Raw genomic sequence first — 23,293 nt, forward strand, 5'->3', positions numbered from 1 at the left:
CAGAAGAGCTTTTTGATGAAAATTTAGATAAAATATATTCTAACCAAAAATAATTATGGATAAAAAAGTGTTCAATTTGCTATTGCAATTTACGTGTAAATAGTATTAGGGATAAAATATAAAATATGAGAAAATCAAATGTTACTAAAATAAAAATGACTTTTGACAATAGTGAGGTAACCGCAGAACTTTCTAATAATCCAACTAGTCAGGATTTTATATCAATGCTGCCATTAACGCTTGATTTCAAGGATTATTCCGGTACAGAAAAAATTGCTAATCCGCCAAGAAAATTATCAACAAAAAGTGCACCGGCTGGCTGTACACCACAAAAAGGTGATATAACTTTATATGCACCGTGGGGAAATCTAGCAATTTTTTATAATGATTTTTGTTATGCCAGTGGTCTTGTTCCAATGGGGCATATTTGCACCGGTCTAAAAGAATTATCAAAACTCAATAATACTGAAGTTAAAATTGAAGTTATTGAATAAAAAATAATTAACATAAAAAGACGTATTGGCTATCGCCATGCGTCTTTTTTGAAAATCATTTTGGTTAATAATATAAATATATGATGAGGAAAGAGTAATGAGTAAAAAAATATTTTTAGAAATAATCGTGGTTATTTTATTGGCAATAGGCGGCTGGCATATATGGGGAACAGAGTCAGCCCAACAGAATAACCAAGTAAATATAGTGCAGCAAAATGGGCAGAAAAATAATGAAAAGAAATCGATTGTAGTATATTTTTCGTACACAGGTAATACACGCGTATTAGCAAAGCAAATTCAAAAAATGACAGATTCGGATATTTTTGAAATACAACCGGAAGTACCATATTCTAAAGATTACGATACTGTTGTTGACCAAGGGAAAAAGGAAGTTGATGAAGGATATAAACCAAAACTAAAAGAAAAAGTACCTGATTTGGCTAAATATGATGTTGTTTATGTTGGCACACCAATCTGGTGGTATACCATCACCTGTTACAGCGTCCTTTTTGACAAGTCCGGAATTGGCAGGAAAAACAATAGTGCCGTTTTGCACACATGGTGGTTATGGCGGCGGACATAGCCTGGAAGATATCAAAAAAATTGCAGTGAAATCGAAAGTTGATGACGAATTAATATTAGAAGGACAAAGTTCTGATTATGATAAAAAAAATATAAAAGAATGGCTGGAAAAAGCTGATTGGAAAAATTAATAATATTTTATTTATGTTTAAAATGTGCGATAAATAACAAAATAATGTCATAAATTTTTCTATATTTTTTGGTATTATGAAAGAAGAAAGAAGGGATGGTATTATGAAAAGAAATATATTAAATATAATGATGGTGATAATGTTTTTATTGTTAATGAATTATCGTTTTACACATAACTTTTTACATGAAATAATTGGTGCGATTATATTATTATTAGCTTTATGGCACAATAAATTAAATATTAGCTGGTATAAGACTTTTTTTAATGGAAAACAAAATATACGCCGTATAATGGTGGCAATAATAAATATTTTATTTGTACTATCATTTGTTGTTGTAATGATTTCAGGATTATTGATATCTCGTTCATTGATACCATCACTTGCGGTACATGGCAGTAGTACAATTTTATGGCATCAAATACATCAAGTAAGTGCATATATATGTTTCATTACGATTGGTATTCATTTGGGCTTTCATTGGAAAATGCTCTGGATTCGTTTGCAGCACTGGCTGGGTATAGAAAAATTTTATAAAAAATATGCAATTATTGGTACTGCTTTAGTAGCAGGTATTATTGCTTATGGGGTATATGCGTCATTTACTAATCATGTTGGGGCAAAGCTTTTAATGGAGCATTCTTTTAGAGGGGGACAGCGTCCGTCAGCAATGCAGTTCTTTATGGACTATACGTTGATTATTGCTTCTTATATTGGAATTACGCATTACCTAACAAAATTATTGGCAAAAAATAGTAGATAGATTACTATAATAAGGCCATAGTTTTAAAAATAATATTTTGACAGTTATTAAAATCCCCTTGTATAATAAATATTAAAAATAATTGTATTTATTAGGTGGAAAATAAAAAGGTGAAAGAGTTATTTACAATTGGTGAGGTTTCGCGATTATTCCATATAAAAATAGAAACACTGCGTTATTATGATAGTATAGGTTTATTGAAACCGCAGGAAACAGATGAACAAACTAAGTATCGTTATTATTCAACTGGACAGTTTGAACGATTAAATTCCATAAAATATCTGCGGACACTCGATATGCCAATAAAAAAAATAATGGATTTTTTTAATTATCGTGAAATAGATACATTGACAGCAATGCTTAAGGAACAAAAAGAAACTATTGCCTGTAAAAAACAGGAATTGGAAAATGTAGAAAAAAGAATTGATCGCCGTTTGCAGCAGATTGAAGATGCGCTTAGTATTTCTCTTAATAAAATTGAAAAAATAGAATTACCAGAATGGCGGGCTGTGTATTTAAGACGTGATTATATGCTGGGCGATGATATTGAATATCGAGTTTCCGAGCTAATTGAAAATTATGGAATAAATGGTGATGTATTTTTAGGCAAGATTGGGATATCTATCGCTATGGAAGATTTACATAGCAGTCAATTTAATAAATATTCGGGTATTTTTATGATAATAGAAGATGAGGATAAAGATAATCCGGCGTACACTACTTTTCCCAAAAGAAAATATCTACGCATTCGTTTTAATGGTTCACATATGAATGCTGCACCGTACTATAAAAAACTACTGCAATATTTAAAACAGCATAATATGCAATTAATAGATAATTCTATTGAAACAGCGTTAATCGATTATGGTGTTACTAATGATTTAAATAAATATGTAACGCAAATATTATTGCCGTATAAGTAATACAGATAGTATTAATAGTATTAAGTTAAAAAATTTATGGCAGTCTGTATAATTGGTAAAAAAATGAACCCTTGTATTTAAACAGGGTTCATTTTTTATATCAATATTTTTTTATAAAATCATGTGAAGGTATATCACCATATTTGTTATGAAGTTCCTGCAATGATTTTTTATTATCAGTATATGTTTCTACAGAATATTTTGTTATTTGCCAAGGTTTTCCATAGGAAGAGCGGTTTATACTGATATGAGCAGTTTGATAAACAGGCTCATTGTTTTTATTTTTTTGCCAGCCGACAGGTGTTAGGAAGGCAGTTATATTTTTATCATTTATAGACATGGTAAAAGTTAACTCCAATATTATTTTAAATTTATATTTGTTATTTTATAGTAAGCAAATCAATTAAACGTTCTTTATCGGAAGGGAGCATAGTTGTTTTCATTTCGATAATCCAATTTTCGAATAATTGATAGGCACCCTGCCGGGATAAGTTTATTTCTCCATCGTTTTTAGGGAAAATTGCTATGTTGCCCTCGCCGTCAAAATCAATTTTTAGATTGCCAGCCTTATTATCGTGATATAATTGACCATCACTGGATGAAAATTTGATATGATTCATAAATAAGCATCTCCTTAAATAAATAGACAACGCCAAATAACCATCTGCCATATTAATGACACACGGTTATTTGTATATTATTTGCAGCCGTTTAAGGCATTTTTTACACTATCAGCAGAAGTTAAAAGAAGCTGTCTTTCTTTATCAGTAAGTTTTACTTCAAAAGATTTTACGACACCTTCGGCGCAAAGCATACGGGGAATACTCAAAGCGACATCATGCAGACCATATTCGCCTTCAAGTACAGCTGACATTGGCAGAATGGTATGTTCATCGTAGATAATAGATTTTATAAAACGACAGGCAACCATAGATATACCAGTGTTAGTCCAGCCTTTCAGATTAATAATATCATATGCTACCTGAACAATTTCATCTTCAATAGCTTTATAATCTATTTTATCAGAAAAATTAAAGCAGTCATCAAGATGTTCCAAGGGCATACCAGCAATATTTACTGTGCTCCAGGCAGGAAAGGCAGAATTACCATGTTCACCTAAAATGTAACCATGAATGTTTTTAGGATCAACATGATAATGATTGGCTAAAATGCGACGAAAACGGAAGGTTTCAAGCATAGTGCCTGTGCCAACTATTTTTTCGCGTGGATAATCAAAATGAGTAGAAATATAATGAGTAGCGACATCCAAAGGATTTGTTATAGCAATAATCATTGCTTCTTTGGTATATTTCATGATTTCAGTCATGATGCTGCCCATGATTTTGGTATTGGTTTTTGCCAGAATAAGACGATCCGGTGTTTCACCAGGTCTGATGCTGGGACCTGCAGTAATAATAATGATAGCGGCATCCTGGCAGTCTTCATATGTACCAGCATGAACATTAATATTAGTACTGTAGATGCAGGATGTTGCATGGCTGGCATCAAGAGCCTCACCTGCTGCTTTGTCTTCGTTGAGATCAATAAGAGCAATCTCCGATGCTAGTTGAAAATCAGTAATTTTGTTTAAAATAGCGGAGCCTACATTGCTTGCTCCAATAATTACAATTTTCCCTTGTTTAATCATAAAAATTCTCCTCCCTATCACTCGTAGGTGTGCCATATTAATATTTATGGCATGGTGATTGTTAAACAGGCAGTTCTTCTGGCTTTGCTTCATTGTAAATTACGCCTTCTCAAGATATTGTATCTCAATGACATATTGTAATTTACTCTGCATTACAGCTGCGGGACAGCTCCGGCTTATACCGGATTCTCTATTAAGTCTGTGACACCTGTTCCATCAATATTAAAATAAATGGTATTTATAAATAAACTGATAATTTAGATGATTGTATTCAATTGCAGTTTATTTATAAAAAATCCTCTACTAGTTTGTCACAAGGATTTAAATTTGTCAAATCTGCAAAAATTATAATATAGTAAAAAATAATAAATAAAAATTATATATAGTTTGGGTAGATAACAAAAACAAATAATAAATGGTATATATTTTTATCTTGACCCTATAGTAACATTAGTGTTTATTATTTTTAATGGAAGCTATTTTAACATGACAGAGGATGATTTATATGAAAATTTTAGTTATCGGTAATGAAGATCGTTATAGAAAATATATGCCGGATTTGGTTGTTATCAAAAACAGTACAATAGTTTTTTTGCCATTGGGAATAGATGATAATGAAATTTTGGAAAATGCCTGGGATTGTGATGCTGTTATTGCTGACCCGATGGCAGAAGTTTCAGCTGAGCTCATTAATAAAATGCCAAACTTAAAAATTATTCAGTCAGAAGCAGTAGGTTTTAATAAATTTGATTGTGAAGCAGCTAAAATGAAAGGAATATATGTTTGCAACTGTAAGGGTGCTAATGCTGATGCAGTAGCTGAACAGACTATTCTTTTAATGCTGGGATCATTGCGGAGTATTATAATTGGTGACAGGGAAGAAAGAGCCGGCAATCAAATGGCAATGAAAAAACGCCTTATGTATGAAGGGCTTACTGAACTGAGTGATTGTAAAGTTGGTTTAATCGGGTTTGGTGATATAGCTAAAGCTACCGCTAAAAGACTGGCAGCATTTAATTGTGAAGTAGTTTATAATAAACATACAAGAGTGTCTAAAGAAGTTGAAAAAGAGTACAATGTATCATATACTGATATAGATACATTGCTTAAAGAGTGTGACATTGTAAGTATTCATTGCCCAGTTACTAATGAAACCACTAAAATGGTTGATGCTGAATTTTTGTCTAAAATGAAAAAAACAGCTTATCTGATAAATACAGCCCGTGGTGAAATTGTTGATAATGAAGCTTTATATAATGCGATTGTTACAGGGAAAATTTTAGGGGCGGGGCTTGATACTGTAGCACCGGAACCAACAACTAAAGATAATGTATTATTGAATTTGCCAGAAGAATATAAAGACAGAGTTATTTTTTCACCGCATATCGGTGGTATTTCTACTGCTTTTTTTCGCAGAGCACATTCATTTGACTGGCAAAATGTCGAAAAAGCATTGCAAGGAGAAACTCCTAAATATATAGTTAATAATGTCCCTGAAAAAAAGTCTGAGCCGCTTTTTGCCGGCAGAGAAAAATAATAAATTTATTTCGAAGAATACAAAGTAGAAAAAACAGCTATAATTGAATTTATATAGATAATAGTAAACATGGGAGGATTTTAATTTGATTTCAAAATTGTTTAAGGATATGCTGCAGGGAAAGTCAGTAATTCGTGAATTTGCTGAATATGCACAAAGACGCGGCAGTGAAATAGGGTATGAAAATGTATTTGACTATAGTCTTGGTAATCCATCCGTTCCAGCACCAGAAAAATTCACGCAGGTAATGGAAGATTTACTAAAAAATGAAAATCCATGTGCACTTCATGGTTATAGCCCTACATTGGGAAATAATGTATTTCGTAAAGTTGTTGCTGATTCATTAAAAAGACGCTTTGGAATTGCTTATGGACCAGAGCATATTTTCCCAGCCAGTGGTGCAGCAGCAGCTTTGGCACATGCTTTTCGCTGTATCAGTAAGCCAGGTGATGAAATTATTGCTTTTGCTCCAATTTTTCCTGAATATCAACCATATGTAAATCAGACAGGGGCAAAATTAGTATTGGTTCCAGCTAGTATACCAGATTTTCAGATTGATTTTGCTGAATTTGAAAAAGTTATTTCCGAAAAAACAGCAGCAGTTCTTATCAATACGCCAAGTAATCCATCCGGAATATTATTTTCTGATGATACATTAAAAAAATTAGCAGATATTTTAAATAAAAAACAGAAAGAATATGGTCATGAAATATTTATAATATCTGATGAACCTTATCGTGAAATTATTTTTGACGGTAAAGAGATACCATATGTAGCTAAATTTTATGACAATACGCTTTCCTGCTATTCATTCTCTAAATCATTGTCACTTCCGGGTGAACGTATCGGGTATGTGGCAGTAAATCCAAGTTGTAAAGATGCCGAATATATAGTTCCAATGTGTGGTCAGGTTTCGCGTGGTATTGGTCATAACTGCCCGGCATCAATAATTCAGCTGGCAGTAGCCAAGGTTATCGATATGACATCTGACTTAAGTGTCTATGAAGAAAATATGAACCTGATTTATGATAAACTTGTGGAACTTGGTTTTGAAGTGCCAAGACCAGATGGTACATTTTATATTTTCCCGAAAGCACTGGAAGATGATGCGGTGGCTTTCTGCAAAAAAGCACTTAAATATGATTTGATTCTTGTACCAAGTGACAGTTTTGGCTGTCCAGGTTATTTCCGTATGGCTTACTGCATTGATACAGAAAAAGTAAAACGTTCCTTGATAGCTTTTGAAAAATTTGTTGCTGCTGAATATCCAAACAAATAGTAATAAATATAAGTATAATTAATATAATAGCCAGCGATTTAGATTAAATCTAAGTCACTGGCTATTATAATTTGTAGAAAACTATATTAAGATGATAAAATAGATTATCAGAATAATTTAGTGAAAGTTATATTAAAGGAGACGATAATGAAAAAGAGTAGTTCTTTGTATTTAAAATTTATAATAGTATGCTGTATATTTTTTTTGCTGGCAGGATGCAGTAATATTAACAGTGAATCTAAAAATGGCAAGATGACAGCAGATACAGTGCAACAAAAGGAAAATATTGACAGCAAGGCTGAAAAAATTGTAGCCTCAATGTCACTTTCGGAAAAAATCGGGCAAATGATGATGATCGGTGTGCGGGGAAAAGAGATAAATGATGACAGTAGATATTTATTGAATGAATACCATATGGGCGGGATTATATTCTTTGACCGTAATATGCAGGCGCAAGAGCAGGTCAGAAAATTTACCGAGGATTTACAAAAAAATTCCAATGAAAAAGTACCTTTGTTTATTGCAATGGATGAAGAAGGCGGCAGGGTAGTAAGAATGAAAAACGCGCTGATACCACCACCGTCCCAGCAGGAAATAGGTCAGTCTGGTGATATTGATAATGCACAAAAATGGGCACAAAAAACAGCAAAATCGCTTAAAGAAATGGGAATAAATGTAAATTTTGCACCGGTAGCCGATGTTGGTTCCAATGATACGCGTTCATATAGTAAAGAGGCCAAAACAGTAACAGAATTTGTTGCAGCTGCCGCTAAAGGCTATGAGCAGGAAAATATTATTTATGCATTAAAACATTTTCCGGGGATAGGTAAAGGGAAAGTAGATTCTCATAAGGAACTCTCGGCAATTACAGCCTCAGAAAAAACATTGCAGGCAGAGGATTTTTTACCGTTTCAAACAGTAGTAAAAAATAATAATCCGGATAATTATATGATTCTTGTATCGCATTTAAAATATACAGCTTTGGACGAAAAAAATCCGGCAAGCTTGTCAACGTATATAATAACTGAGCTTTTGCGCAAAAAAATGGGCTATAAAGGTATAGTTATTACTGATGATATGGAAATGGGTGCAGTTTCCAAGCATTATAATTTCAGTGAATTAGGTGTAAAAGCTGTACAAGCTGGTGCTGATATTGTTATGGTATGCCATGAATATCCGCATGAGGAAGATGTTTATATGGGCTTATTGGATGCCGCGAAAAAAGGGGAAATAAGCCAAAGTCGTATTGATGAATCGGTAAAACGAATAGTTAAAGTAAAATTACAGCATTTAAAATAAATTTTTGTTATGGTGTTAGCAGCATCATCGTGAATTAAAAGGTTTAAATAAATATAGCAATATAAATTATAGAATAATGAGGAGATAATTTTGCAGATAACAGAGAAAGATTTTAAAAAATGGCTCGACTATATAATTGAAAAAGACCGCGAGCCATTGGTACAAATGGCCAAGGATATTGAAAAAAATGGTGGAGTTTCCGACTGGCAGGATAGAATAACAGTAGCCAGGTGTATTTTTTTACTTGATAAAAATAATTTACAGCCGACAATTGATATATTAAAAACAATAGTCGATGTTAATTTGACAGAAACAAAAGATTTGGAAATAAAAGCATGGGCACTGCACGATTTAGGCTATTTGACATGGCAGGCACAAAAGCTGGCAGAACCGGCACTGAAATACATTGATATGGCGATTGCTATATTGGATAATATTGATACATCAGAGTTAACATATGTTACAAAAGGGGAAATCTGGAATACACGCTGCCAGATTGTAATAAGTTCCGGTGATTTGCAGACAGCACTTATTATGGCTGATGAAAAAATAAAAGAAAAAGAAAAATTGGGCGAAAATGGCAATAGCTATTTATTTTATGCCTATTATGCTAAAGCACAGATAATGCATAAACAAGAAGATAATAAAACAGCAGTATTATATCTGTATCAAGCATTAAAATCGTATCCATTAGAGCAGATTAGCAGTTCCTTTGACAAGGTTAAAGAAGTTTGGCTGAAAGAAAATGAAGATGCCCAGTCAGCCTTTAATAAAATGCTTGATATAGTAAAGCGTGAAGATATGATAATAACTACTGTAAAATGGAAACTTTAATCAATAAAATATACCGCTATATAAAATTTTATTGATACAAGTTTTATATAGCGGTATTATTGCAATAAAGTATGAGTTATGTTATTATGAAAACAAGATAAGGATAGTTGATTAATGCCTGGCGGGGCACAGCTTTCCTCGTAAAATGATAAGATTGAAAGAAAAGCTGGGTCTGCCAAGATCTGGCTTTATTTCATTTATTTACAGCATGAAATAATAGCGACGATAAGAATACCAAAGCTTATCATTAAAGACAATACTTGAAATGTATTCATGGCGTCACCTCCCGAAAGGGAAAGCCAATCAACTATCCATGAAAATTAGTATATCATAACCGATCATTAGCGTCTACCTAAATAAGGTAGGTGCTTTTTTTATCAGCACATGCTTTTAAAATAAAGATGAACATCGTTATTATCAGTTAGCTCGGGATGAAAAGAAGTAACGAGCATATTATTTTGCTGTGCGGCAACAATATTGTTATCAACAACGGCTAAAATATTTACATCAGTGTCAGCCGATTCAATATAAGGTGCACGAATAAATATCAGTGGCAGTTTATTCGGGGAAATCTGCGTAATTTTTTCTTCGGTAACAAAGCTGTTCAGCTGACTGCCATAGGCATTACGCTGGACGGTAATATCCATAGTGGCAAGATAAGTTTTTTCCTGATTGGAAATATTTTTGGCTAATAGTATCATGCCGGCACAGGTTCCCCATACAGGCAGACCGTTTTTTATCTGTTCACGGATGAAATCAGTCATATTAAAATCATCCAATAATTTACCAATAGCAGTTGATTCCCCGCCGGGAATGATAAGACCGTCAATTTGCGAAAAATCGTCTTGTGTGCGCACTCTTTTGGCATTGACGCCTACTTGCTGTAATTTTTGCAGGTGTTCACTTACTGCTCCCTGCATCGATAAAACACCAATCGTTTTCATAATTACCAGCCTCTTTGAGCCAGAAGCTGTTCCTGCGGCAATTCATCAATATTTATGCCGACCATTGCTTCACCGAGATTTTCTGAAATAGCGGCTAATTTTTCCGGATCATCGTAATAAGTTGTTGCTTCAACGATAGCTTTGGCTCTTTTGGCTGGATTGCCCGATTTAAATATGCCGGAACCAACAAATACACCATCAACGCCCAGCTGCATCATAAGGGCAGCATCGGCAGGAGTGGCAATACCACCGGCAGCAAAGTTTACTACTGGAAGATGACCATTTTCATGTATGTATTTTATAGCTTCGAAAGGAGCACCAAATTCTTTGGCAATATGCATCAGCTCCATGGAAGAAGCCGACTGGACTTTTTTCATATCATTGGTCATTGTGCGCATGTGACGGACAGCTTCAATAACATTGCCAGTACCAGCTTCACCTTTGGTACGAATCATTGATGCACCTTCACCAATACGGCGCAGGGCTTCACCAAGATTTCTCGCACCGCAGACAAAAGGAATTTTGAAAGCAGATTTATTGATATGATTTACATCATCAGCTGGTGTAAGAACTTCTGATTCGTCGATATAATCAATGCCTAGTGCTTCTAAAATCTGGGCTTCAACAAAATGACCAATACGGGCTTTGGCCATAACTGGAATGGAAACAGTTTCCTTTATTTCACGAATCATTTTTGGGTCAGACATACGAGCTACTCCGCCCTGACGGCGAATATCTGCTGGTACACGTTCCAAAGCCATTACAGCCACGGCTCCGGCATTTTCAGCAATTTTAGCCTGTTCAGCATTGGTGACATCCATGATGACACCGCCTTTTAACATTTGAGCTAAATTTTTGTTCAATTTGTATCTTGTTTCCATATTATTATCTCCCCTAGTTGACAAATTTGAAAAAATTATTAAAATATAATTGTACTAATACAATTATTAACTGTTTTTAATAAATTTTCTTATTCTAACAAAAAAATGAGGATAATACAATATGAAAGATAAAATAAATTGCTTTGTATCGATACAATTATCAAAACAAAATAAGGAAGCATTATATGTACAGCTTTATAATGAAATATTGCAGTTAATTCATAATGGACAACTGGCAGCCGGCTATAAACTGCCGCCAATACGCAAATTGGCACAGACATTAGGCGTTAATGCCGGAACGATTGTCAGTGCTTATCGTGAATTGGAAAAAAACGGTTTTATTTATTCGACGGCAGGCAGTGGCAGCTATGTATCTGATCAGGCAACAGGACAGCATGGAGCAGTTGATTATGAATTTGCGGCAGATAATATTTATATGGATGAAATATTAAAACCGCAGGAAAATATGCAGGCCATTAATATGAGTACAGTATCACTAAATCCTGATATTGTATCAGTAGATCAGCTCAAGCAAATAATGATGAAAGTACTTGATCGTGATCAGGGACATGCTTTCAGTTATCAGGACAGCCAGGGATTTTTTCCTTTAAGGGAATCAATAGCAAAACATCTGCACAATATGAATATTCATACCAAAGCAGAGAATCTGCAGATTATTTCCGGAGCTCAGCAGGGGATTGATATAGTAGCCAGGGCACTTTTACAGCATGGTGATTATGTTTTTACTGAGTCACCGACATATCCTGGTGCAGTAGCTTCTTTTTTAGCTAATGGCGCAAAAATTATAGATATACCAATGGATGATGATGGCATAAATATTGAAATTCTTGAAAATAAGCTGCAGCAGTTTCATCCAAAATTGATCTATCTTATGCCGGTTTTGCATAATCCCTCGGGAATTACGTATAGTATTGCCAAGCGCAATAAGATGATAAAATTAGCTCAAAGACATAATATTATTATCTTGGAAGATGACTATATCAGCGAGCTTTCCTATGGTGAAAAATTGATGGCACCATTAAAATCAATAGACAGGGATGACCGGGTTATATATATAAAAAGTCTGTCCAAAATTTTTATGCCGGGACTGCGTCTGGCCTTTTTGACGATGCCTGAATATTTATCGAAAAAAATACTGCAGGTAAAATATATAACAGATATATCCACATCGGGATTTACACAGCGTATATTTGATCTTTATCTGCGCGAAGGCTATTGGAAAAAACATATAAACGATATACGGCGTATTTATAAAGCCCAGTTTGAATTTGCAGCAGCTGCAGCACAAAAATTTCTGCCGGATAACGTAAAGTGGTATAATCCCCATGGTGGTTTGTCTTTTTGGCTGGAACTGCCGGAACAGGTTGATTCCAAGGTGTTTTGCCAGAAAGCTAAAGAAAATAATCTGCTTATTACCGATGGCAGTAATTTTTATCCATATCATGCTGATAACAGGCATGTGCGTATAAGCTTTGCGACACTTTCCCTGCAGGAAATAGAGACAGGTATGAAAATTTTAGGTGAAATGATAAAATAAATTTATTATTGGTATTACAAGGAGAAATACATGGACAGACAATTGCCGCAGGCTAGGGAAAAATGGCTTCATTTCAAAAATAAAAAATATGAGATTATTGCTGTTGCCAGACATACAGAAACGGAGGAAATACTCGTTATTTATAAAGCTCTGTATGGAGATTTCGGCATATATGCCAGACCACTTACAATGTTTATGAGTGAAGTTGATCGGGAAAAATATCCAGAGATAAAAACAAAATACAGGTTTACTAAAATCAGTTGAAAAAAGACTAGCAATAAACGGGGAATTTATTGCTAGTCTTTTTGCTAAGAAGTTATTTATAAAAATTGGAGGATTTCTATAAATTATGATATAAGCGGAGTAACAAATACTTTCATTAAACCGGAACTGGTATATTGTTCTTCAAGAGCCAAATTTAAAGTTTTATGAATATTATTGAGCCAGTGAGGTGTATGTGTGCAATCAATTTCAAGTACTTTGAAATTTTTCTTTTCTAAAAATGGGATAAGCACATCACTGGAGTGAATACTGCTGTTGGACATTACTTCAGTAATATCAATGTAATAATGGTCTTTTTGTTTTTCTACCGGATAATAATCAGCAGCTGTTTTCTCTTTGGTGATATTTTTTTCTTTATCATTATTATTTTCCAAAGTTAATATTTGTTCAAGCAGATTTTCTGCTAAGTCATCAGCTGTCCAAATATGATAATTAGCTTCGCTAAAAACTAGCCTATATATAGCCTTACAATCCTTGACCAAAATAATATGGCAGTCATCTAAAGCATTGATATAATTTTTTAGCGATTTTTGTATAGCGGCTATATTGTCAGCAGTTGGAAAATAATATGATAGATTTTTTAATTGAATCCATGATTTATCTTTGGACTTTTCGTATAAAACTAACTGTCCGTTATCGTTTAAAGAAATAGTTTTTCCAGAAGCATTAACTAAAGCGGCTATCTTCATTGTAAATCACCAGCTTAAATTTAATATAAGAAAAAAATACAGTAGTGGCAGTTTTAATGCCGTCCCTTCAGGGAAGGTGGCTTGACGAAGTCAAGTCGGAAGGGTTAACCCCTCAGGCAGCTTTGCTGCCAGCTCCCCTAAATGGGAGCCTTTCAGCCATCTAGAATTTTAACTAGCATGAATAAAATATATGTGATTCTGGATTACAAAGCGGCAACGCCTGTTTCTTTTGTTCGTACCCGTATGGCTTCATCAAATGATGAAACAAAAATTTTGCCATCACCGATGCCGTAGTTAGTGCGGTTAGCTTTAATTATAGCCTGCACTACCTTATCTGCATCTTCATCAGCAACGAGTACTATGACAACCCGGCAAGGGAAAGTTCTTGTTCCGTCAATAAATTCAGTCATTACTAATTCGGAGCGAGTGTCCAATGGGGAGGTTTTAACGATAGATAATTTTCTTTTATTCAGCAATGTTTTATCGGTTACTAATTTACCTCGTCCATTTGCTTTGAAGGCGGTAAATCCAGGAATGCCAATATCTAATAAAGCTTTTTTGGTAGCACCAATTTTTTCTATGCGAATTACAGCTGTTATTTCTTTCATCAGTAAATTCTCCTGTTATAAACCTGTTTTCCCACTGGAAACAGTATAGACATTGTCCAAATGATTAACAAATATTTTTCCATCCCCGAAAGCACCCTGATCACCACTTTTGGCTTGTTCTAAAATAATATTTATTACAGCATTTTTATCTTTATCTTCAATACCAAGCATAAGCATGCATTTTGGAATTTCATCGTAAATTCGTTCACCAAATTTTATACCCTGCTGCTTACCACGCCCTACAACATCAATTATTGTTGCTGAGTGAAAACCAGCTTCAGAGAGCTTTTCTAATATTAAATCCTTTTTTTCTGGTCGAACAAATGCCTTAACCATTAACATAACGCGGCACTTCCTTTCAAAGATGATTGTGGATAGAAAATTTATTGTTAAGATAGTTTCTCAAATAAATCTGAATCGGAAGCAATATTTTCTTTTGCTGTTAAATTATCAATAATTAGCTTATGGACTTGTACTACTTGATCATCATGTCCCGATTTATAATTTTCTAAAAGTGTCTTGTCTAAAGATTTTTGATAGAATCCTGGCATATATTTTTCAACTAGAATATTAAGTAAATCAGCTTTTTCTTTTGGATTATCAATAGTGGTTACTGTACCAAAAAGTATAATACTAAAGTAAGCTGTATCGGCATGGCAGGGCATAGCATCTTTTACTGTTCCGTATTCTTTATATACATTAAAACAGCATATAGGATGTTTGCTTAAAATATCTTCTTTGCGCCCAGATGCAAGACCATGGAAATATATGGCATTATTGTAATAAATAAAATTTAATGGCACAGCATACACCTCTGAGTCAGTGGGCATTGATAAAATACCTGTTCGTACAGTGCTTAAAAATCTGTCGATTTTTTCTTTGTCTTCACAGATACGCTGTTTGTAGCGGATATCTACCATGATAATTCTCCTGTTTTAAATATGATTAATGCAATAAAAGAGTTTTAGAATGTGAATAATATTTTTCTGAAAGAGTTGATAATGAAGTACATAATTGTAATATTTGACTAATTTCAGATTTATTAAAATCTGTTTTACGTTGATAATTATCTATAGAACATATGCCATAAGCTTTGTCCAATGCTCTTATTTGTTTGGAAATTTCAGGAGGGAAAGATATATCGGAAATTAATTCTACTGCCTCCATAAGAGCTTGATAATTATGGGTTCTAGGCTCAGTTTTATAAAATTCGCATATAGCTATGAGATAACATTCTATTGAGATAGAAGCGACATCAAATATTACAATATTTGATTGTCGCTCTTTCAGAAATTGCTCGGCACGATGCTGAAACATCACGGCATTGCTATGCTTTTTGCTTAAAACAGTATTAGATGCAAATTGTTCCTTCATTATTACCACCTTCTTACATTACCACATACTTAAAAGCCATTCTTTATTTTTAGTATATTCCATATCAGTAAACCAGGCATTGGCCATTCTTTCAGCTAAGATCATAGCACCCTCATAGCCTACTATCGGCTGCCTGTAAAAGCCTGCCCGGTCAAAGATTGGAAAACCAACACGTACAAGTGGAACATTGCTGTCCATAGCAATAAAGCGGCCTTTAGAATGACCAAGAATAAGATCTAGTTTTAAACCTTTATTTTGCAGACGATCTCCTAATTCCCATAAATCAGCATTCATGATTATTTCCATATCATAATCGACATTATTTTGTAGTTCTTTTATGCGGGGTTCTTCGGTATAGGTAGTATTATCATCGCCTAAAAGCAGCAGGACTGGCTTCATTTCAAGGTCAAGACAAAATTCGGCAAGACCAATGACAAGATCAGGATGGCCATAAATGGCTACTCGCTTGTCAGCTAAAAACATATGGGCAACATCAGTAATGGCATCAAGTGCAATGCCTCGTTCCTTAACCAAGGATTCAGGTATAGATTTTCCAGTAAGTTCTTTAATATTTTGCAAAAATGTATCGGTATTGCGTATTCCGATAGGGGCAGGACCTATTTTTGTGGGAATATCAAAGGTTTCTTCAAGGTAATGGGCGGCTTTGCCAACTTCATAATTATTAAGAGCAATAGTACCGATAGCACTGCCGGTATTTTCCAGGTCATCAATTGTTGTACTGCCATGGGCTACATGATTGCCATCAGGCATTAAAGGAGCATCAAATTCCTCAATATCAAAAATGACATTAGCGTCAACATCCATTTCAGCTAATAAATGTTTTAAAGTTTTAACATCACCGGGATTTTGCCAGCCTGTTAATAAATTAAGTTTTTTATCTTTTTTATCATTTTTGGCAAAATGTTTTATGATTGCCTCAACGGCAACATTATAGCCGGATACATGGCTGCCTTTGAAGCTGGGAGTATGAATGGGGATAAGATGGATGTCACGATCAGCATATTTTTCTTTTAATAGTCCTTCATTAAGTTTATTGACTACACCATCTATATCATCACCAATTACTTCTGTGGAACAGGTAGAAATTATAGGAACAACCTTTACATAAGGATAGCGCATCAAAAGAACATCAACGGCCTGCTCAACACGCTGAACAGCGCCAAAAACTGCACCATCTTCATGTACGGATGAAGATGCCAGTTCAAAACTTTCCTTATAGTGCTGAGAAAACCATAATCGTACAAACATTACACATCCCTGTCCGCCATGTACAATGGCAATACAGTCCTTTATACCAATGCTGGCATATTGTGCTCCTGCTGGCTGACATGTAAAAATAGGATTAATGACACCTGTACGTTTTTTTTCTTTTAATTCACAAGGCATATTACGCCCTCCTTTAGTTTCATAAATGAAATCTTATTTCAGGTGAAACATAATGCTTCAGCCTGAAATATAGAGTTCATTTATTTTATAATTGATTGTTCTTAAAAATTAACATTTAATAATTAGGGTCATTTAGTTCTTCATTTAGTGAATTAGTAATAAGCTGAGAATCAAGATCATTTTTTAATTTTCCCATCATACATTTAGTATCAGTAGCAGTCATTTTACTTAGCCAGGGAAAGCATTGCCATTCATCAACTAATTGCTTGGCTTCAGCCCAATAACAGCGGTCTGCCGGCGTGGATTTCTCGGGAGATTCATGACAAAGCAGCTGTGTAGCTTTTTTTATAATATTTTCATTTTGCAGCTCTCTGTCCCAAGCACGGGAATTAAATTGCCATAAACAATTTTTCATAATGTAATCCATCAAAGTGTCTTTTTTTGAATCCAAGGTCATATCCATATAAGTATACCCCCTTATATTATTACACTGCCGTCAGCTTTCCTTTTTGCGGGAATTTAGGATATTCTTTGTTTCTTAATTTTTTTATACTGTCAAATTCGCCGGTGTATTCATGCAGTTCTTTAGAATTAACAACAGCAGGATCAATATCTTTATCTGAAAGCATTTGTCTGGTGACAAAATTTTTATCAGTAGAAATAGCATCTTTGCTTATATCTACAAAGGCAAGCTTATGAATTGGTGAATATACAGCATTGTAAATATCCCGGGCAAATCTTACCCAGCCTTCAAATCCTTTATATGGGCCATTATGATAGGCATGGGCATTAAGATAAGGAACGCGGATTTTTTTTGCTACTTCACCGGGACGTTTGCCGGTAATTATGAGATCTGGTTTTAATTTATACATCGCTTCCAAACCTTCAAGCTCATTAGGATCATCAATAGCTAGTGCCCCTGCTTCACAACGGGAAATACCTTTTTCCATATCACCCTGATGGCCAAATTTGGTATAGACAGATACTACTTCTAAGCCCATTTCTTCATGTATTACGTGTGCCCAATGCCATAATTTGGAGCCACCAGGCCATAAACATACTTTTTTGCCTTGTAAACGGGCAGCATACCAATCAAGTTCAGGCTTCCAGCGCTTGGTTTCTTCTTCGATAATAGCTTCAGCTCTGTCTTCAATACCAAAGAAAAGACCAATCTTTCTAAGCGAAGATGCTAACGGTCCAAATCCACAGCCGTCAATATCCATACGTGGAATTCCATAGCGTTTACGTAATTCATTGCAGATATATTCGGCTGAGCGGGCACATTCAAGCACGTTGAGATGGGCGCGATGCATTGCACGTAAATCATCATAGGAACCATTACCGGTAAACGTTGATAATACTTGTATGCCCATTCGTTTGAAATAATCCTGCATTACTTCCTGGTCACCTTGAATGTTGTATTCACCTACATAATTGATTACGTAATCACTGGTGATTTTTGGTTCTACCTGACCAACTTTATCATTGACCCAGGCAATATTTATTTTATGGTGACCGCCGGATTGACTGGGACCGGCAAAACCAGGAGAATTGCATATAAAAATATCGACATCTGGCATTTCCTCCATGACTTCCTGGGCAACAGCTTTTATGTCATCACCAATTAATGCTGAGGCACATGTTTGGTAGATGCTCATGCGCTTAATATGAGGGAAAGCTTTAAATGCTTCAATTATATTATCTTTTAATACTTTTTCTGCACCAAAAACAATATGTTTTTCCTTCATATCAGAGGCAAAAGTATATTTTAACTGAAAATTGTCATTGTCACTGATATATCTTTTAGTCTGCCAGGTATCATAGGTGCAGCCAATAGGGCCGTGGCTTAAGTGGATTACATCTTTCATAGGAGTTCCGATAACATGTTTGGCACCACAATAAGCACAGCCGCGTTCAGATAATGTACCGGGAATAGTATTTAAATATCCCAATGGCAGTGCATCTGACAAGTTTTCAGCCGGAGTTTTATCTACGGCATGTTTAATTCGTTCAGGAATGCATTTACTGCACTCAAATTCATGATATGGCATTTTTTAATCCCCCTTCTAAAAAATATATCAGTCAGATATTCCATATTTAACGACCATGGCTTCAAGTTCATCCATTTTCAGTGGATGAGGAATGACAAATTCCTTATTATCTATAATTTTTTCTGCTAAAGTTTTATATTCATTAGCCTGATTACAGTCAGCGTCATATTCTACAACGGTTTTTTTGTTAAATTCAGCTTTTTGGACGACATTATCACGAGGAACAAAATGAATCATTTTAGTACCGATGGCAGAAGTGAATTCTTCCAAAAATTCTTTTTCTCTGTCAACATTACGACTGTTGCAAATTATACCGCCAAGTCTTACACCACTTTGTTTAGCATATTTTAATAAGCCCTTACATATGTTGTTGGCTGCATATATTGCCATCATTTCACCAGAAGCAACGATATAAACTTCTTGTGCTTTGCCTTCACGTATTGGCATAGCAAAGCCACCGCAAACAACATCGCCCAGGACATCGAAGAATACGAAATCGAGATCATCAGTATAAGCACCATTTTTTTCCATTAAATCAATGGCGGTTATTACACCACGGCCGGCACAGCCAACACCAGGTTCAGGCCCACCGGATTCAACACAACGGATACCACCATAACCTTCTTTTACAACACGGTCAACAGTGATTTTTTCTTCGCCTTCATCGCGGAGCATATCCATTAATGTTTTTTGGTTCATGCCGCCTAAAATCATACGGGTAGAGTCAGCTTTAGGATCACAGCCATGAATGAACACCTTTTTATCAAAAAAATGTGCCATTGCACCTGCAGTGTTCTGCTGTGTAGTTGATTTACCAATACCGCCTTTTCCATAAATCGCAATTTTCCTCATTTCGAAATCTCTCCTCTCAAGTTAACACTACCGTTTAAAACCATCGCCTATTCCCTTGAAAAGATAACCCCGTTTTGCTATACTTAAAAAAGGGTATATCAAATAGTCCTCATCACTGTGGAATAGGAGATTCACCCGTGCTCTATGAATATTGCAGTATTCATAGAGCTTTTTTATTACTATACATATTTACGATATAGTCACCTCCTTAAAAAATGCAAAAAGGTGCTTTCATTATTTTCCAAGGATAATAATGAAAGCACCTTTGCTCTTGCTTTTCTAAGTTTGACCAAGTGTAGCATTTTTTTTTAATGAAGTCAATACTAATATATGTAAAAAATTCGTTATGAAGCAATTAATGCAGAAAATTAAGAAAAAATAAAATATTTAATATACATGAGTTATATACTATTTGAAAAATAATATATAGAATATTTTAAGTTTTGTATAATATACTTTAAATTGTATAATATTGTTCAAATAAATCATACAGATAATTTTTTTTGTCAGAAAAATATTTTATAAAATTATATTGTGTAATAAAATATAATTTTATTTATGACAATTAAGTATATGGACATGGTAAAATAAAAATACAGTATGAGAGCAAACTGTATTTTTTAGCTGATAAGGAATATAGATTTACAAAAATTGATTAAAATAAACGAGTTTTTTAGGTAAAAGGGAAACTTATGACAAAAATTATACTTATACGTCATGGCGAAACTGTTTGGAATAAGCTGGGAAAATATTATGGCTGGACAGATGTAGATTTATCGGCAAAAGGAATATTACAGGCAAAATTATTGGCTGATAATTTTCCGGTATCCAAAGTAGATGCTGTATATGCCAGTGATCTGCAAAGAGCCTACAATACTGCCGAATATATAGGCAGTAAGTTTCATTGCAAGGTACAGACAAATAAAAATCTGCGCGAAATGAATTTTGGTAAATGGGAAGGTCTTGTTTATCAGGATGTTCTTGCCCAGTGGCCGGCAGAAGTAGAAAAATTTATAGAACATCCCGACAAAGTAAGAATTCCTGGTGGCGAAACTTTTGTACAGGTTCAGCAAAGAGTAATGAATAGTATGCATAATATAGTGGCTGTAAATAATAATAAAACAGTCGTAGTGGTTGTTCATGGTGTTGTTATTGCCGTAACTTTAGCAGCTGTTCTAGGTGTTGATTTACAATATCTGGGTAATTTTCAGCAAAGTAATACGGGCATAAATATACTAGGCTATGATAAAGAAAAATGGCAGGTTCAGCTTATAAATGGTACGGCACATTTATAAAAAGCAGTAAAAAAATAAACGTTATCAGTTATATAATGGCTGATAACGTTTGTTTTTTATGATATATGAGCAAATTGAAGGAATATAAAATTTTTTGTAGAAATGCATAAAGTGTATTTTTATAATTTTAGTAAAAAATAAATTATTAAATGAAGAAGATGAATAAAATGAAGGGTAGAAGATGGACAAGAGAAGAAACTACTGTTGCATTATCGCTATATTATCAAATTCCATTTGGCAAAATAAATCAAACTAATTCTGTAATTTGTAAAATTGCTAAAATATTATCACGGACACCGGCATCATTGGCAATGAAAATGTGTAATCTTGCTAGATTTGATAAAAGTTTACAAAAGCGCAATATTAGTGGTTTGAAAAATGGTAGTAAATTAGACGGAGAGATATTCAAAGAGTTTGAAAATAAACTATTTCAACTAGCAATTCAAAGTGAAGAGATTATTTTAGAATTAAAAAATAATAGATATGAAGAATTTAATTTAGTAAATGAAAATGGTGGTCGTGATGTCGCAGAAAAAGAACAAACGATAAAAACACGTGTAGGACAAGATTTTTTTCGTGCAGCAGTAATGAGTGCATATGAAACACGATGTTGTATAACTGGGATTAATGTCTCTCAATTTTTAATAGCTAGTCATATAAAACCATGGCATGAGTGTTTAGATAAAAGTGAAAAAGTAAATCCTGCTAATGGTTTGTGTTTGAATGCATTGCATGATAAAGCTTTCGATCAAGGATATATTACTATTGATAAGAACTATAGAATAATTGTATCTGAACAGTTAAAGAAAATGAAAAGATTAGATGATATAACTAAGAATTGGATAATTTCTTATGAGAATAAAGAAATTAGATTGCCACATCGTAATCAGCCAAATTTGAAATTTATAGAATATCATAATGATGAAATTTTTAAAAATGACTGTACTGTATAGGAGAAAAAATGAATTTATTACCGCAATTATCTTTTAGTTTAAGGTCACGTGAGTTTAAAAAATATAGTGATATAGAATGTGCTTCAATGTTATATGAGTATTTATTTCAGGGATTAAGTTATAGAAAAATTGATACAGAAATTCTTCATTTTAATCAAAATGATTCAGAAGGATGGGAGAAAAATACAAGAGGTTTTCAATCAAAGGGAACATTAGCATTCTTAGGGATTACAAAAGAGCATAAAGGTTTATTTAAAGAACAGAAATTATCGGACGTTTTAATAGCGATTAATAAAAATCCCCAATGGCAGGAAATTTATGATATATTAGTTCAGATACAGTATCAAAAAGATGAAGATAAAAATTTATTAGTATTTAATGAAGATGATAATAGATATACTGTAGGGGAATATGAATATATTACCCATAGACGTAAAGGTCAGGACTATTTCCGTCAAGCAGTTTTAAGTGCTTATGAAGGAAAGTGCTGTATGACAGGAATGAAAATAAACTCATTGTTGGAAGCAGCCCATATTAAACCATGGAATAAAAGTGATAATGACCATGAAAAAATAAATCCTAAAAATGGATTATGTTTGAATGTTCTTCATCATAAAGCATTTGATCAAGGGTATATTACAATTGATACGCATTACAAAATAATAGTATCAGATAAACTTAAAGAAAACCCTATAGATAAAATGACAAAGGAATTTATTATTAAATTAGATGGAGAAAAGATTTTGTTACCACAACGTTATACTCCAAATAAAGAATTTATAGAATACCATAATGATGTAATTTTTATTTTATGACTCAAACTTCGCAGTCGTGAAATAACCTGTGTACCTTGAAAATTCAATAATAATTGGTATAAAAATAGCATGATCCTCTCGTTTTTAGTATAAT

At 33.9% G+C, this 23,293-nt stretch carries 29 protein-coding genes and 1 riboswitch; of the genes, 14 read left to right on the top strand and 15 right to left on the bottom strand.

Annotation, left to right across the window (positions count from 1 at the left end):
* Positions 1-125 precede the first annotated feature (125 nt).
* The 5 genes from HNR32_RS11860 (at position 126) to HNR32_RS11880 (ending at position 2,893) form a co-directional block, all read left to right on the top strand.
* Positions 126-494, top strand: coding sequence for a cyclophilin-like fold protein (locus HNR32_RS11860; RefSeq protein ID WP_183862951.1), 369 nt, complete (start codon positions 126-128; stop codon positions 492-494).
* A gap of 97 nt (positions 495-591) precedes the next feature.
* Positions 592-1,077, top strand: coding sequence for a flavodoxin (locus tag HNR32_RS11865; protein WP_183862953.1), 486 nt, complete (start codon positions 592-594; stop codon positions 1,075-1,077).
* Positions 1,037-1,207, top strand: coding sequence for a hypothetical protein (locus HNR32_RS11870; RefSeq protein WP_311636893.1), 171 nt, complete (start codon positions 1,037-1,039; stop codon positions 1,205-1,207). Before HNR32_RS11865 ends, HNR32_RS11870 begins: the two co-directional genes overlap by 41 nt.
* Before the next feature lie 103 nt (positions 1,208-1,310).
* Positions 1,311-1,970: a DUF4405 domain-containing protein gene (locus HNR32_RS11875; protein WP_183862956.1), complete on the top strand. Its 660-nt coding sequence runs from the start codon at positions 1,311-1,313 to the stop codon at positions 1,968-1,970.
* 110 nt (positions 1,971-2,080) lie between these two features.
* On the top strand, positions 2,081-2,893 hold the full coding sequence (locus tag HNR32_RS11880) for a MerR family transcriptional regulator (RefSeq protein WP_183862958.1): 813 nt from the start codon (positions 2,081-2,083) through the stop codon (positions 2,891-2,893).
* Between the two features lie 100 nt (positions 2,894-2,993).
* Here HNR32_RS11880 and HNR32_RS11885 read toward each other — a convergent pair whose 3' ends face one another.
* The 3 genes from HNR32_RS11885 to HNR32_RS11895 form a co-directional block, all read right to left on the bottom strand.
* The gene (locus HNR32_RS11885) at positions 2,994-3,233 is read right to left on the bottom strand and encodes a hypothetical protein (RefSeq protein WP_183862960.1); all 240 of its coding nucleotides are present in this window, start codon (positions 3,231-3,233) and stop codon (positions 2,994-2,996) included.
* Between the two features lie 40 nt (positions 3,234-3,273).
* Positions 3,274-3,513: a hypothetical protein gene (locus HNR32_RS11890; protein ID WP_183862962.1), complete on the bottom strand. Its 240-nt coding sequence runs from the start codon at positions 3,511-3,513 to the stop codon at positions 3,274-3,276.
* 77 nt (positions 3,514-3,590) lie between these two features.
* Entirely contained in the window at positions 3,591-4,541 is a 951-nt protein-coding gene (locus HNR32_RS11895; RefSeq protein WP_183862964.1) for an L-lactate dehydrogenase, read from the bottom strand.
* 51 nt (positions 4,542-4,592) lie between these two features.
* Positions 4,593-4,768, bottom strand: a riboswitch (cobalamin riboswitch).
* 278 nt (positions 4,769-5,046) lie between these two features.
* Here HNR32_RS11895 and HNR32_RS11900 point away from each other — a divergent pair.
* The 4 genes from HNR32_RS11900 to HNR32_RS11915 all read left to right on the top strand — a co-directional run bounded on the left by HNR32_RS11900 (position 5,047) and on the right by HNR32_RS11915 (position 9,490).
* Positions 5,047-6,078, top strand: coding sequence for a 2-hydroxyacid dehydrogenase (locus HNR32_RS11900; RefSeq protein WP_183862966.1), 1,032 nt, complete (start codon positions 5,047-5,049; stop codon positions 6,076-6,078).
* A gap of 85 nt (positions 6,079-6,163) precedes the next feature.
* A complete protein-coding gene (locus HNR32_RS11905; RefSeq protein WP_183862968.1) occupies positions 6,164-7,357 on the top strand; it encodes a pyridoxal phosphate-dependent aminotransferase in 1,194 nt (397 codons plus the stop codon).
* Positions 7,358-7,504: 147 nt separating this feature from the next.
* Positions 7,505-8,656 carry a glycoside hydrolase family 3 N-terminal domain-containing protein gene (locus HNR32_RS11910; RefSeq protein WP_183862970.1) on the top strand — a complete coding sequence of 384 codons (1,152 nt, stop codon included), beginning with the start codon at positions 7,505-7,507 and terminating at the stop codon, positions 8,654-8,656.
* 90 nt (positions 8,657-8,746) lie between these two features.
* Complete coding sequence (locus HNR32_RS11915; protein WP_183862972.1) at positions 8,747-9,490, top strand: hypothetical protein; 744 nt, start codon at positions 8,747-8,749, stop codon at positions 9,488-9,490.
* 197 nt (positions 9,491-9,687) lie between these two features.
* On the opposite strand, the gene HNR32_RS14540 is transcribed toward HNR32_RS11915, so the two are convergent.
* The 3 genes from HNR32_RS14540 to pdxS form a co-directional block, all read right to left on the bottom strand.
* Positions 9,688-9,765 carry a putative holin-like toxin gene (locus HNR32_RS14540; protein ID WP_221300618.1) on the bottom strand — a complete coding sequence of 26 codons (78 nt, stop codon included), beginning with the start codon at positions 9,763-9,765 and terminating at the stop codon, positions 9,688-9,690.
* A 102-nt stretch (positions 9,766-9,867) separates the two neighbouring features.
* Positions 9,868-10,434, bottom strand: a complete 567-nt coding sequence (pdxT, locus tag HNR32_RS11920) for a pyridoxal 5'-phosphate synthase glutaminase subunit PdxT (RefSeq protein WP_183862974.1) — start codon at positions 10,432-10,434, stop codon at positions 9,868-9,870.
* 2 nt (positions 10,435-10,436) lie between these two features.
* Positions 10,437-11,315, bottom strand: a complete 879-nt coding sequence (gene pdxS / locus HNR32_RS11925) for a pyridoxal 5'-phosphate synthase lyase subunit PdxS (RefSeq protein WP_183862976.1) — start codon at positions 11,313-11,315, stop codon at positions 10,437-10,439.
* Positions 11,316-11,436: 121 nt separating this feature from the next.
* Between pdxS and pdxR the strand changes: the two genes are divergently transcribed.
* Both pdxR and HNR32_RS11935 read left to right on the top strand, forming a co-directional pair.
* Positions 11,437-12,873: a MocR-like pyridoxine biosynthesis transcription factor PdxR gene (pdxR, locus tag HNR32_RS11930; RefSeq protein ID WP_183862978.1), complete on the top strand. Its 1,437-nt coding sequence runs from the start codon at positions 11,437-11,439 to the stop codon at positions 12,871-12,873.
* A gap of 30 nt (positions 12,874-12,903) precedes the next feature.
* Positions 12,904-13,137, top strand: coding sequence for a DUF1653 domain-containing protein (locus tag HNR32_RS11935; RefSeq protein ID WP_183862980.1), 234 nt, complete (start codon positions 12,904-12,906; stop codon positions 13,135-13,137).
* An 83-nt stretch (positions 13,138-13,220) separates the two neighbouring features.
* Here HNR32_RS11935 and HNR32_RS11940 read toward each other — a convergent pair whose 3' ends face one another.
* The 9 genes from HNR32_RS11940 to nifH form a co-directional block, all read right to left on the bottom strand.
* On the bottom strand, positions 13,221-13,844 hold the full coding sequence (locus HNR32_RS11940) for a Fe-only nitrogenase accessory AnfO family protein (protein ID WP_183862982.1): 624 nt from the start codon (positions 13,842-13,844) through the stop codon (positions 13,221-13,223).
* A gap of 203 nt (positions 13,845-14,047) precedes the next feature.
* Positions 14,048-14,452 (bottom strand): P-II family nitrogen regulator, encoded by a 405-nt coding sequence (locus HNR32_RS11945; RefSeq protein WP_183862984.1) that lies wholly within the window; start codon positions 14,450-14,452, stop codon positions 14,048-14,050.
* Positions 14,453-14,467: 15 nt separating this feature from the next.
* The gene (locus tag HNR32_RS11950; RefSeq protein WP_183862986.1) at positions 14,468-14,794 is read right to left on the bottom strand and encodes a P-II family nitrogen regulator; all 327 of its coding nucleotides are present in this window, start codon (positions 14,792-14,794) and stop codon (positions 14,468-14,470) included.
* Positions 14,795-14,841: 47 nt separating this feature from the next.
* Entirely contained in the window at positions 14,842-15,372 is a 531-nt protein-coding gene (locus HNR32_RS11955) for a pyridoxamine 5'-phosphate oxidase family protein (protein WP_183862988.1), read from the bottom strand.
* 25 nt (positions 15,373-15,397) lie between these two features.
* Positions 15,398-15,826 carry a hypothetical protein gene (locus HNR32_RS11960; protein ID WP_183862990.1) on the bottom strand — a complete coding sequence of 143 codons (429 nt, stop codon included), beginning with the start codon at positions 15,824-15,826 and terminating at the stop codon, positions 15,398-15,400.
* Between the two features lie 18 nt (positions 15,827-15,844).
* On the bottom strand, positions 15,845-17,233 hold the full coding sequence (gene anfK / locus HNR32_RS11965; RefSeq protein ID WP_183862992.1) for a Fe-only nitrogenase subunit beta: 1,389 nt from the start codon (positions 17,231-17,233) through the stop codon (positions 15,845-15,847).
* A 115-nt stretch (positions 17,234-17,348) separates the two neighbouring features.
* Positions 17,349-17,696, bottom strand: a complete 348-nt coding sequence (gene anfG / locus HNR32_RS11970; RefSeq protein WP_183862994.1) for a Fe-only nitrogenase subunit delta — start codon at positions 17,694-17,696, stop codon at positions 17,349-17,351.
* Between the two features lie 22 nt (positions 17,697-17,718).
* Positions 17,719-19,284, bottom strand: a complete 1,566-nt coding sequence (anfD, locus tag HNR32_RS11975) for a nitrogenase iron-iron protein, alpha chain (protein WP_183862996.1) — start codon at positions 19,282-19,284, stop codon at positions 17,719-17,721.
* 27 nt (positions 19,285-19,311) lie between these two features.
* On the bottom strand, positions 19,312-20,136 hold the full coding sequence (gene nifH, locus HNR32_RS11980; RefSeq protein WP_183862998.1) for a nitrogenase iron protein: 825 nt from the start codon (positions 20,134-20,136) through the stop codon (positions 19,312-19,314).
* A 692-nt stretch (positions 20,137-20,828) separates the two neighbouring features.
* Between nifH and HNR32_RS11985 the strand changes: the two genes are divergently transcribed.
* From HNR32_RS11985 to HNR32_RS11995, 3 genes are all read left to right on the top strand, one after another.
* A complete protein-coding gene (locus HNR32_RS11985) occupies positions 20,829-21,431 on the top strand; it encodes a histidine phosphatase family protein (protein ID WP_183863000.1) in 603 nt (200 codons plus the stop codon).
* Between the two features lie 167 nt (positions 21,432-21,598).
* Positions 21,599-22,384 (top strand): HNH endonuclease, encoded by a 786-nt coding sequence (locus tag HNR32_RS11990; RefSeq protein WP_196611153.1) that lies wholly within the window; start codon positions 21,599-21,601, stop codon positions 22,382-22,384.
* Positions 22,385-22,392: 8 nt separating this feature from the next.
* Positions 22,393-23,199, top strand: coding sequence for an HNH endonuclease (locus HNR32_RS11995; RefSeq protein WP_183863002.1), 807 nt, complete (start codon positions 22,393-22,395; stop codon positions 23,197-23,199).
* Positions 23,200-23,293 lie beyond the last annotated feature (94 nt).

This window comes from Pectinatus brassicae (assembly GCF_014201835.1).
GTDB classification, from domain to species: Bacteria; Bacillota; Negativicutes; order Selenomonadales; family Selenomonadaceae; genus Pectinatus; species Pectinatus brassicae.

Coding starts and splice junctions, on each gene's coding strand:
- HNR32_RS11910 (WP_183862970.1), top strand. CDS start 7,505: ATGAAAAAGAGTAGTTCTTTGTATTTAAAATTTATAATAGTATGCTGT.
- HNR32_RS11860 (WP_183862951.1), top strand. CDS start 126: ATGAGAAAATCAAATGTTACTAAAATAAAAATGACTTTTGACAATAGT.
- HNR32_RS11900 (WP_183862966.1), top strand. CDS start 5,047: ATGAAAATTTTAGTTATCGGTAATGAAGATCGTTATAGAAAATATATG.
- HNR32_RS11960 (WP_183862990.1), bottom strand. CDS start 15,826: ATGAAGGAACAATTTGCATCTAATACTGTTTTAAGCAAAAAGCATAGC.
- pdxT (WP_183862974.1), bottom strand. CDS start 10,434: ATGAAAACGATTGGTGTTTTATCGATGCAGGGAGCAGTAAGTGAACAC.
- HNR32_RS11940 (WP_183862982.1), bottom strand. CDS start 13,844: ATGAAGATAGCCGCTTTAGTTAATGCTTCTGGAAAAACTATTTCTTTA.
- HNR32_RS11935 (WP_183862980.1), top strand. CDS start 12,904: ATGGACAGACAATTGCCGCAGGCTAGGGAAAAATGGCTTCATTTCAAA.
- pdxR (WP_183862978.1), top strand. CDS start 11,437: ATGAAAGATAAAATAAATTGCTTTGTATCGATACAATTATCAAAACAA.
- anfD (WP_183862996.1), bottom strand. CDS start 19,284: ATGCCATATCATGAATTTGAGTGCAGTAAATGCATTCCTGAACGAATT.
- HNR32_RS11985 (WP_183863000.1), top strand. CDS start 20,829: ATGACAAAAATTATACTTATACGTCATGGCGAAACTGTTTGGAATAAG.
- nifH (WP_183862998.1), bottom strand. CDS start 20,136: ATGAGGAAAATTGCGATTTATGGAAAAGGCGGTATTGGTAAATCAACT.
- pdxS (WP_183862976.1), bottom strand. CDS start 11,315: ATGGAAACAAGATACAAATTGAACAAAAATTTAGCTCAAATGTTAAAA.
- HNR32_RS11885 (WP_183862960.1), bottom strand. CDS start 3,233: ATGTCTATAAATGATAAAAATATAACTGCCTTCCTAACACCTGTCGGC.
- HNR32_RS11865 (WP_183862953.1), top strand. CDS start 592: ATGAGTAAAAAAATATTTTTAGAAATAATCGTGGTTATTTTATTGGCA.
- HNR32_RS11990 (WP_196611153.1), top strand. CDS start 21,599: ATGAAGGGTAGAAGATGGACAAGAGAAGAAACTACTGTTGCATTATCG.
- HNR32_RS11895 (WP_183862964.1), bottom strand. CDS start 4,541: ATGATTAAACAAGGGAAAATTGTAATTATTGGAGCAAGCAATGTAGGC.
- HNR32_RS11890 (WP_183862962.1), bottom strand. CDS start 3,513: ATGAATCATATCAAATTTTCATCCAGTGATGGTCAATTATATCACGAT.
- HNR32_RS11995 (WP_183863002.1), top strand. CDS start 22,393: ATGAATTTATTACCGCAATTATCTTTTAGTTTAAGGTCACGTGAGTTT.
- HNR32_RS14540 (WP_221300618.1), bottom strand. CDS start 9,765: ATGAATACATTTCAAGTATTGTCTTTAATGATAAGCTTTGGTATTCTT.
- HNR32_RS11950 (WP_183862986.1), bottom strand. CDS start 14,794: ATGTTAATGGTTAAGGCATTTGTTCGACCAGAAAAAAAGGATTTAATA.
- anfG (WP_183862994.1), bottom strand. CDS start 17,696: ATGGATATGACCTTGGATTCAAAAAAAGACACTTTGATGGATTACATT.
- HNR32_RS11955 (WP_183862988.1), bottom strand. CDS start 15,372: ATGGTAGATATCCGCTACAAACAGCGTATCTGTGAAGACAAAGAAAAA.
- HNR32_RS11875 (WP_183862956.1), top strand. CDS start 1,311: ATGAAAAGAAATATATTAAATATAATGATGGTGATAATGTTTTTATTG.
- anfK (WP_183862992.1), bottom strand. CDS start 17,233: ATGCCTTGTGAATTAAAAGAAAAAAAACGTACAGGTGTCATTAATCCT.
- HNR32_RS11945 (WP_183862984.1), bottom strand. CDS start 14,452: ATGAAAGAAATAACAGCTGTAATTCGCATAGAAAAAATTGGTGCTACC.